General features: G+C 62.1%; 7 protein-coding genes. 6 read left to right on the forward strand and 1 reads right to left on the reverse strand.

The annotated features are described in order from the left end of the window. Positions 1–171 precede the first annotated feature (171 nt). The 3 genes from PCS43_RS31740 to PCS43_RS31750 all read left to right on the forward strand — a co-directional run bounded on the left by PCS43_RS31740 (position 172) and on the right by PCS43_RS31750 (position 6,539). Positions 172–1,017 carry a hypothetical protein gene (locus PCS43_RS31740; RefSeq protein ID WP_064075239.1) on the forward strand — a complete coding sequence of 282 codons (846 nt, stop codon included), beginning with the start codon at positions 172–174 and terminating at the stop codon, positions 1,015–1,017. Further along, on the forward strand, positions 1,002–4,505 hold the full coding sequence (locus PCS43_RS31745; protein WP_064075240.1) for a DEAD/DEAH box helicase: 3,504 nt from the start codon (positions 1,002–1,004) through the stop codon (positions 4,503–4,505). The genes PCS43_RS31740 and PCS43_RS31745 overlap by 16 nt, the downstream gene beginning before the upstream one ends. Positions 4,506–5,147: 642 nt before the next feature. Beyond that, positions 5,148–6,539: a hypothetical protein gene (locus tag PCS43_RS31750; RefSeq protein WP_064075241.1), complete on the forward strand. Its 1,392-nt coding sequence runs from the start codon at positions 5,148–5,150 to the stop codon at positions 6,537–6,539. A 151-nt stretch (positions 6,540–6,690) separates the two neighbouring features. On the opposite strand, the gene PCS43_RS31755 is transcribed toward PCS43_RS31750, so the two are convergent. Next, entirely contained in the window at positions 6,691–7,302 is a 612-nt protein-coding gene (locus PCS43_RS31755; protein WP_156525079.1) for a hypothetical protein, read from the reverse strand. 603 nt (positions 7,303–7,905) lie between these two features. Here PCS43_RS31755 and PCS43_RS31760 point away from each other — a divergent pair. From PCS43_RS31760 to PCS43_RS31770, 3 genes are all read left to right on the forward strand, one after another. Beyond that, positions 7,906–8,340, forward strand: coding sequence for a GNAT family N-acetyltransferase (locus PCS43_RS31760; RefSeq protein WP_064075244.1), 435 nt, complete (start codon positions 7,906–7,908; stop codon positions 8,338–8,340). Positions 8,341–8,537: 197 nt separating this feature from the next. Next, complete coding sequence (locus tag PCS43_RS31765; protein WP_248671241.1) at positions 8,538–9,701, forward strand: IS30 family transposase; 1,164 nt, start codon at positions 8,538–8,540, stop codon at positions 9,699–9,701. A gap of 15 nt (positions 9,702–9,716) precedes the next feature. Then, positions 9,717–10,088, forward strand: a complete 372-nt coding sequence (locus tag PCS43_RS31770; RefSeq protein ID WP_270923209.1) for a DUF3024 domain-containing protein — start codon at positions 9,717–9,719, stop codon at positions 10,086–10,088. Positions 10,089–10,343 lie beyond the last annotated feature (255 nt).

The raw sequence follows: 10,343 nt of genomic DNA on the forward strand, positions 1-10,343 counted from the left end.
TGCGCGGGCGTACTGCCCGAACTCGATGCGGATGCCCGGGTGGGTCTGCGGCAGCCGTACATGCACCCGGCGGTCCGGCACATGTGCTGCTGCCAGTAAGCAGCAGGCAACGCAGGCCGGGGCAATCGCGAATAATGATCGACAGTCTTGAGAAGGGTAGAAGTACCGACAATGACCGCGCCGCCCCTTCTGACGTCCATGCTGGCCCTTGTAGACAGCCCGGCCACATCGGAAGTGGAATACGTGGTCGGTGGTAGTGCGCTTACTGGGTCCACGCGTGAGGACGCAGCCCAGCTTCTTGCCGAAGAGTCGATGACGATCGCGTGTGGCCGTGCGCCTGCTCTTGACTGGTGGCGGACTCGCCGCGACGGAGGCCCTGCACAGGTTGGGAACAAGCTGAAGGCCCTGGAGTCGATTGTGGAGGTTGCGTTCGGTCTTCCTCGGAAGCTGAAGAACGTCGATCATGTCCAAGGGCACGTGGCGGAACTGCTGTGGAACCGCTTGGTGAACGAGCGGACAGTGTGCCGTGACGGCCGGCAGCTCGTTCGTGCGCATCCGATCAAGATGGATGCGCTTGAGCCTGGTGGTGATGGATTGGTGGTCTATCAGGATTCTCATGGCACGCTGGTGTATCGGTTGTGGGAGATCAAGAAGCACGATGCGAAGGCCGGGATTTCGTCCACGATCAACACGGCGAGTAAGCAGCTTCGTGATCGTGGGGATCAGTATCTCTCCAAGCTTGCAGGTCCGGAGACGTTGACGGAGGACCTTGTGCTCGGTGACTTGTATGCCAACATGATCGAATGGTGGTGGGACCGCAGCCATCGTGCGGGGGTTGGTGTGTCGGTGGGTACTTCGGACCGCCACGCGCCGACACGGCCGACCACGTTTGGATCCATAAGGACACAGTTCCCAGAGTTCACCGAGGCGAGTCAGACCGAGAGCATCGTGGTAGCGGTTCCCGACTTCCCGGGTTTCGCTGATCGAGTGAAGGAGATCGTGTGGAGCGGTCTCTAGACCTGGGGTTGCTCAATGGCGCCCTCGGCGGGCGGACGGGTCTGCCGACAGCCGAGGAACTCCAGCAGTTGATGGCCGACGTCGAGGTCCGTCTCATCCTCCGCCAGCCAGAGATTGACACTCAACTGTTCGATACTGCTTGGTACTTGCACGGTGTCGCCTCGGTGGACGTAGCTCGCCAGCGCTACACCCTCGCGAGGCAGCGACAGGCGTTTCAAGTCAGCGCCCACATCTTCGACCTGGCCCTTGATCAAGCAGAATGGACGGCCGAACAACGCCTTTCATATGGATTTGCTGCAGCGATCGGATACCGCCGCGGCGGCCGGGACCCGAACGCGACTGCGATCATGAACCGGCTTCGCAGTGACATCGACATCGATTCCGCCGTCACCGACCACATCAGCACACTGTCGTTGGAAGCCGGACTCGCATTCCTCGGGTTCGAGACCAAGACGCTGTTCCGTTGGTTGGCACGGTGGCGCCGTCAGTTCGAGACGATAGGCCGAGGTTTCGAGATACCTGACCTCACGACGACCGTATTCGGCCCTACTCAGATGGTGGTTCTCGGTGCTGAAGACCTACTTCACTACTTTGCCCGAGGAAATTCTGCTCGCCTCGAACGCGGCCGCACGCGGCTCCGTGCGGTGGCCGCAGGAGAGGCAGGTCCGGGGGACCTCAATTCGCGGTGGGTTGCGGCTCATCTATTGCGCTTCTCCGACGAAGCGGAAGAGGGTTCACTGTGGAATCCCGCTGTTTTGCCGCCATCGGTACCTGCCCTGGTCCGCGAAGCATTCACCGTAGGTAATCCCCCAATCCTGACGCTGTGGGAGCCGCAGCGTGACCTACTCAATGGTTCGCCGTCACCGTTCGATCCGGATATCAGACGAACGGTCCTCGCTGTACCGACCAGCGGAGGTAAGACCCTTGTCGCGCAGATGCTCGCCGTCGAGCACCTCGTCCGCACCGATCGAAGCGTCTGTTACATCGCACCCACCCGCAGCCTCGGCCGCGAAGTCCGGCGAGCGATGGCCAGCCGCGTTCGGATCCTCCAGAAGGAAACAGGTAGCGACCAACCCGACTATCCAATGACATTCCTCGACAACCTCTTTGAGATCTATGCGCCGGAGCCCGCCGATGTCGAAGTCATGACACCAGAGCGGCTCGGACACCTCTTGCGTCACGACGTCGATACCGTCCTCGACCGGTTTGGCATGTTCATCTTCGACGAGGCGCAACTGATCAAGGAGTCGGGCCGAGGGTTTGTTCTGGAGTCGGTCATTGCACTGCTGGATTACCTGACCAAGGGAACGGACCATCAGATCACCTTGATCTCCGCCGCGATGGGCAACGCGGGCGCCATCGCGCAGTGGCTCAGCCCAGACGATCGATACCTGCTGCAAGAATCTCAATGGAGGGGACCACGCCGCCTTCACGCCGCTTTCACCACGGAGGCGAAATGGGATACCACCCAGATCGAGGGTAGTGCGGGCACGAGATGGAAGTACCGGCACACTACCGACCTCGGTGGACTGATTCGCCTTCGAATGACCGACGGCAGTTTTCGTGAGCTCTCAACTCAGGGCGACACCGGCTGGCGGTTGGTCTTCAAATCCGAGGACGGTGGCCGCTATTCGGAAAAGGTGAGAGATCAGGGTCGGTCGACGGCGAACTATGTCATCGCTAGCGAGATGATTACCGCACTCGGCCACGCCGGATCGGTCCTCGTCGTCGCCACTAGGCGTGCCGAGGCTCAGCAACTGGCGACAGCCCTGGCCGCCGGGCGCGACGAACAACCGTCACTGGCACCGCTGGTCGATTTCGTACGTCAACAGATCGGAGACAATCATCCGTTGGTCAGTGTGCTGCGCCGCGGAGTGGGATTCCATCACGCCGGCCTTCCTATCGAGATCCTGGAAGAGTTAGAGGAGGCGATGCGCAGCGACCTCCTGCCGTACCTGGCGTGCACTTCGACTCTCACTGATGGCGTCAATCTGCCTGTCCGCACCGTCGTCATCTATGACCAGCCCTTTCCCGGCCAACACGAGGACAGCAGACTCAGCGGTGCCCGTCTGGTCAACGCGATGGGGCGAGCAGGGAGAGCCGGCAAGGAGACCGAAGGTTGGATCGTCCTGGTGCGTGGAGCAAACCCCACGCCGAAGGACTTTCACGATCTCAACCCAGAGCCGGACGCCCTGGCGGTCACTTCCTCACTGACCACCGAAGCGGCATTGGAAGCATTCGCCCAGCTAGAAGCCGATCTCCGAGAGGATGAGAGTGCTCTCTACTCGGCGACTGATGCGCCGGCCGACTTCATCAGCTTCGTCTGGTTGATGTTGGCGGTAGAAGAGGGACGCGGCGTCGTACCGGAGTCCGCCGATATCGACAGGATCGTCGGATCAATGCTCGCGGCCCGCCAGTCGGACATTGCCCACCCTGTTTACACCCGGATTGCGGAGGTTGTCCGTCGCCGCTACGTGATAAGTGATCCGGAAGCGCGGCGTCGGTGGCCGCGCACAGGAACTTCGATCGGATCGGCCCGGGTCATCGACGACCTCGCCGGACGTATCACTGATGCGATATTCCAGGCAGAAGCCGACGGCAAACTACCTGATCTCCGCAGCCCCGCGAAGGCAATTCACGCACTGGCGTGGATGTTTGACGAACTCCTCAAACTTCCCGAAGCCCCTCGATGGCGGTTCCGCAATACCCGTCGTGGAGCTGACATAGAGGTCCGGCCCAGAGATCTGCTGAAGGGATGGGTTTCTGGCCGATCGCTACCCGATCTTGCTGACACGTACCTCTCCGCAGCCCCGGATGCGGCCTGGCGGATCGAGCAAATGGTGGACGCCGTCACTGAACAGTTCCAGCACTATCTGGCGTGGACCGTGGGTGCGGTGGTGGAACTGGTCAACATGCGACTCGACGAGGAGAATACCGAGATCCGGCTCTGCGCGGAACTTGGAGGGTACATCCGCTACGGCGTGAACACCGCTCACGCGTTGCTGCTCATGACGTCGGGCATACGGTCAAGACGTTTGGCGCACGCCATCAACAACTCGGTCCCGGTGGATATTGAGCCTACATACGAGGACCTCCGCTTCTGGCTGGCCGGGATGACTATTGCCGATTGGCGAGCAGGCTACGACTCCACATCCTCCGAGATTCTCGATCTGCTCGACTTCACGCGAGTCCGCAGCCGAAGCCTCCTAAAGACGATGCTGGAATCTGGAAGCGTCACTGTCGAGTTGCGGAGTGCTGATCGTGGCGTGCTGGGATTCGGGCATCGCCCGTTGTTAGAGCCGGCACGCGGTGAGCCCGACCCGAAGCCGTTGGCTGTGTACGCCGACGAGGAACTCGTCGCAATCATCGCGTCCCAGGACCACGCGGACGTGCAGGCGATTCTCGATACCGGCTTGGACGTTGTTCTCTCGATCGACGACGTCGCCGACCCGCCGATGTTGTTGATTTCACTGCCGCTCGGTGGCTAGGACTTTGGACCGGACGGGATCCGTTAGGGCCTTCCGAGGTGTCTTGCATCTGGTCGATCGGCCCTGGCGGAACAGGGTCTCCAGAAATAGTTGCGAGATACGGAAATCTCCCTAACCTACATGTTTGCGGGTCCGACACAAGGTCGGGGAACCTGCACAATGAAGGGCGGCACCATGTCGGCTCACCTCTGCGATACCCACGGACATACCTGGACGGCAAGGGGAACCTGTACTCAGTGCCCGGCCGTACGCCCCCTCCCCGAGGTGCCGCGGCCTGCGCACTGACCCGGGACACGACGCCCGGCCTACCTGCTCGGAACGGGTGGGCCGGATTCGGTTCGTGATGCTATCCGCACCGCATCGCAGTTCATTTCATCGGTCGGTCCGGTAACCGGGTGAGGGCCGGGCTTGGTCCCGATGCTGAGGTGCACACGAGTCGCGGTCCGTCGTCGACGATCTCGTGAGCGCGCCGCGCAGATCCGGTGATTGCGGAACATCCGGGCTCGGTAGACCGTTGAGATGGAGGGTCCTCACCTGGTCGAATAGCCAATAGATGTGAACTGCATCCCACTGTTGTCGTTTTGGCTGATCGACGGAACTAGTAGGTAGAAACCAGTTCCACCGAAGGCCAGGAGGGCCGAGATGAGTATTGATCACAGTGACCGTTTGACCGCCGAGCAGCGGCAGCGCATTCGCCAGGTTCAGCAGTATGTCGAGGACCACGCGGCGGAGGTCGATGCCGCAGCGCGTGTCGACGACCCCGCGGTCGACACGCTCCAGACGTCGCTGCCGGCGACTGCTCGGACGGGAGCACTTGCCGCGGTGCGTGCCGCTCTCGTGGAGAAGACGGCGGCCAGCCTGTCGCCGACTGTTTCGGCAATCCGTGAGGCCAGCGCCGCCAGCAGGCTCGGCATGCAGGCCGCCGACATGGTCAAGCCCCTGGATCTGAAGAAGCTCGGCTTCGTGCAGCCGCCGTTGCTCCCTTCCTCCGTGACGCTCCCGAACTGGGCGTTCGACCTGCCAACGTTGAAGGTCGACCTGCCCAATCCTCTGCTGAATGCGCTGAATGCGCTGAAGGTGTCGTCCCCGTTGTCGGATCTGTCGTCGGTGCTGCCGACGGTGGACCTGACAACGCTGATCCTGCCACTGCCGTCCGTGGTGCCGGATCTGGGGATGACCGCGGGGTTCGGCCTCGACAAGGGCGTGATGCCGGGGATTCTCGATCAGGTCCGGGGATTTGATCCGTCGATCACCATGCCGGTGCTCGACGCGCTGAAGGCGACGTCGAAGTGGGAGTCCGTACTTCCCCGGATCGACCTGTCGTCCTTTGCCCGTGTGCAGCAGATCTCTGAGGCGGTGACGAGCCTGGTCAATCAAGTGGCGCCGGTGATCAGGATCGTGGAAGACATGCGGAGCATGATCGGCGCGCTCCTGGATGGCTGGCAGACCCTCGCCGGGGTTGGGCATCGCATTGCCCGGTCGGGGTTAGTCGCGGCTGTCAAGGCACGTGAGGCGGTCCTGAGCGGCGACCATGATGCTGTCGACTGGTTCGCACGCACGTGGCTCGGCATCAAGGGCATCACCGTGGACGTTCTCGATGCGGTGATCGGGGCGCTGTTGGACTGGAGTGTCGAGGGTGACAGCGAGGCCATCGAGGAGATCAAGGCACTCGTCTGGAAGAACCACGCGAACATCAGGCCCATCGGTGAAACCCAGTGGAGAGGCAGGAGGGTTACGTCGCTGAATCGGCGGGTCATCCAGCCTGGTGGCGGCGAGGTCGAGCTGGGCACCCTGGTGCCGGGTCCGGATGTCGATTGCACTGGAATCGAGTTCAACGATCCGCGGGCGGTGGCACTGTTCGCCAAGCTCGACCCGGTCGAGAAGCAGATCGTGGCGGCACGATTCGCCACCACCGATCGGGGTATCACCTGGGCAGACGCTGCGGAGGATTGCGGGTATCCGGCGGCGATGGGAGAGGCGGTCCGGCGGAAGGTCCGCGGGCTGAAGCGCCGGATCGCGCCCGAGGCCAGCTAACCGATGCCGACGGGGCGGTATCGGGGACGGTGACCCTGCGACATGGCAGGGTCACCGTCCCCGTCCGAAGCCAGTCCGGCGGTCATCGAGCCTTCGTTGTTAACTCGCCGACGCACGCGGTGTGGCGCCTGAGCGATCACCGAACGGGCCTTCAGTAGGCCCGGACGATTTCGTAGGCGCGCGGCTCGAATACGAACTCGTCGATGTACTGGGGATTGGTCGGATTTCCGGACTTTGTCTCCGTGTGGAAGTGCGCGAGCAGCCGATCCGGGTCGACGTTGTCGACCCTCCAGAGATGTCCGTGTCGTCGCTCGAGGCTGTAGCCGGTCTCGAAGTACTCGGCGTTCGCCGGAGTAGCGGTCCAGGACCACCCGGCCTCGCTGCCGTCCTCGGCGAACCGGTAGAGCGTCGTGGGCTTCGCGCATCCCGGCCCGTCGAATCCGTCGCCGGTGTCGTTCTGCTCGATGGGGAAGTAGCCTCCGGCGGCCGCGAACAGGTTGTTCCATTCGGCGGGTGTCAGTCGTTGGTGCAGCTCGGCAGTGAGCTTGGGGATTCCCGGAAGGTCAAGGAGCCCCGCCGGTCCCGCATGGTGGACCCAGATGCAGTGGATGGCTCGCTGAAGTGTCTCGGGATCCACCAGCCGGTCTCGGAGGTTCCACAGGAACACTCGCGGAACCTCGGCAGGGTCGTAGCCGCCGATGTAGTCGCAGAGCCATCCCTCCCACGTGTTGTAGTTGAGTTCTGCCGGTGGCGGAGTCTGCATCGAGCGATCGTATTCCGTCGATCCGTGTTCGACACCCGCCTGCCATCCTTGCATCGTCGGCAGGGTGCTGCTGCGCCTCGATTCGCGCCTGGACGATACCCTGAACTGCGTAAACGCTCTTGTACTTGACGGATGCGTCGAGGATGTCGAGCAGGTACATGGTGACGGTGAGCGCGTCGGCGTAGTCGGGCCGCCCGAACGCATCGGCGATGTGGGAGAAGAAGTCGGCGGTCTGCGCGGCCGCGGTGATGATGAAATGGGTCGTACTGAGCATGGGCGCCCCCTCGGATGGGGCCCGGGTTTTTCCGGACCTATCCGTTGGCGTGAGCTGGCCCGAAAACAGGAGTACGGCGGTAGGCGACCCGCGCCTCTCGGTCTGGTGGCCGAGTTGGGACGCCGATCACGCGGACGTCGCCCCGGCGTGCGACATGCGGAGGCCGCGTACCGCGTGCTCCGCATCGAGCTGATCATGGCAGTCAAGGAGGGGACGGCCCGCAGCACTCGGGCCAGAGGGGATGTCCTATATGGCGGGGTCCGATATGGCGTCCTGCCTAGCGGTACACCGCGCATCGGGGAATGCCTGAGGGGCCTCAGACTGATGTCATGACGTTGGAGCTGATCGACCATTTCGGCGCGGACCGCTGGTGGCGCCCGCCGTTCGACCGCGAGGTTGCGTACGAGAGGGAGGACTGGTGGAACAAGCCGATTCGCCGCGGTGGCGCCTGGTATGTGCAGGTGCTGGAGGGCGATGCGGAGGTGGCGCGTGTCGAGCTGGATGATCTTGGGGGCATCGGCTCGGATTACGTGGGGGTGCCGGAGCTGGGCGGTGAGCGGTTGGAGATCCAGCTCTTTGAGGTGGCTCGGGCGGCCCGTTGCCGTGGTATCGGCAAAGCGGTGGTGCACGCTCTGGAGGATCGGCACGCGGATCGGCGGCTCTTCGTGTACAGCGATGCAGACGGTTTCTGGGGTTCGTTGGAGTGGGATCGGTTCGATCCCCCACGGGGTGCGACGTTGTTCGTTCAGCCGGCCCGGGGGTGAGCCCTAGTAGCCGGTCTCCGTTCCCGTCGTGGGGGCGGCCCCTGCCCCCCTCGGGCGTGGGGGGCGTTCGTGTGTCCGGGGTGTGTGGGGGGTTGGCTCGGTTGTTGCGGGGTGGGTTGGGGACCGGTTTTGGAGCTTGGTCTCAACAGGTCAACGCATCACTACTGGTGAGATGATGCGTGACCGTGGAGGCATGGATGGGCAGTAAGGCGCTCGGATTCACCGTGGAGCAGGAGAACCTGATCTGGGATCTCCACCGCCGTGGAGAATCGATTCGAGAAATCGAGCGGGTTCTCGGAGTAACGATGCCTCGAATTCGTCGTTTCCTACGTGAGTCTGGCGGTATCCCACCGGTTCCACGGGCACGGCGAATCGGGCACATCACCGCAGTCGAGCGCGAAGAGATTTCCCGCGGAATCGCCGCAGGTGAGAGTGCTCGGGCGATCGCCGAGAAGCTCGGAAGATCCCCGTCCACGATTGCACGTGAGATCGCCCGCAACGGCGGGCGCGAGGAGTACCGGGCGATGGACGCCGATACAGCTGCCTATGTCCGTGCTCGCCGCCCCAAAATGTCAATCCTGTGTGCCCGGCCGATTTTGCGGACCGTCATCACGGACAAGCTCCATGAGCAGTGGTCACCGCAACAGATCTCCGTCTGGCTTAGGCGCGAGTACCCGGACGATCCACAGATGTGGGTCTCGCACGAGACGATCTACCGCTGCATTTACATACCGTCACGGAAAGTGTTCGGTAGTAACGTATTTCACGAACTGCGTACCGATCGGCCGATTCGTCGACCTCGCGGGAAGAAACGCTCCCACGGTCGTGGGCGGATACGAAACATGGTCTCGATCGATCTTCGAGGAGCTGCGGCAAACGATCGTAGTGAGCCCGGGCATCTGGAAGGTGATCTTGTGTTCGGTGCGAGGCCGTCAGCAGTCGCGACGCTGGTAGATCGGCAATCCCGCGCCGTGCATGTTGTGGCTTTGCCTGACGGGTATCGGGCCGAGACGGTTGCCGATGCGTTGATCACCTATCTGGGCAGGTTGCCGGCGCATCTGCGTCGGTCGTTGACCTGGGATCGGGGACGGGAAATGGCCGAACACGAGCGCATCACCGCAGCCCTCGACATGCCTGTCTACTTTTGCGCGCCGCATCATCCGTGGCAACGAGGGACGAACGAAAACGCGAACGGGTTGCTGCGTCAGTACCTGCGCAAGAACGCTGACCTGCGCAGTTTCGCCCAGGATGACCTGAATAAGGTCGCGGCGAGACTCAACGATCGGCCTCGGCGGGTGCTCGATTGGGACAGTCCACGACAACGAGAAGAACGAGTGCTCGATTCCTGCGCAACCGGATAGGAAAGTCGGCCGCAGATGGCGGTTGGCATGATGGTGGGCATGGCTGCCACCGGTCTTCCCGAGCTCGATGTCGCGCGGGTCGTGAAGTATTGCGCCAGTCGAGTGCCGGAACAGTATCGGCATGAGATCCGGGTCGAATGTGACATCGCGCCCCGTCATGTGACGATCTGCGAATGCCGGCCGCCGTGGCGTGAGGACTTCGGCCCGGAGTGGACGCGATTTCCGATCGCCCGCCTGTACTACACGAAGAAAACCGGGTTGTGGACGTTGTATTGGCGGGATCGCCACCTCAAATTTCACCGCTACCAGTTTTTGGATCCGAGCCCTCATATTCAGGATTTACTCGATCACATCGAAAACGGTGGCGATCCGATCTTCTGGGGTTGATCCGTTATCGTCGGTGATGCGTTGACTTGTTGAGACCAAGAGTGTTTTTGAATGTTGTTGTGTGGCATAAACTTTGGGTGTTCGGTTGGTGCAGTGCTGGTTTCGGTTGTTGTGCACATGGATGTTTTGTTCGAGACTCGAATATTGTTGTGGTGCTTAGTTTTTCAGTGTTTTATGGGTTGCGACCAACCCGTCGGTCAACCAGGTCAAGCAGGCTCTGGGTCTGTAGACCTTCTCCGGCTGCTACTTGACCCA

The sequence above is a fragment of the Rhodococcus sp. C-2 genome (assembly GCF_027854095.1).
Taxonomy (GTDB): domain Bacteria; phylum Actinomycetota; class Actinomycetes; order Mycobacteriales; family Mycobacteriaceae; genus Rhodococcus_F; species Rhodococcus_F qingshengii.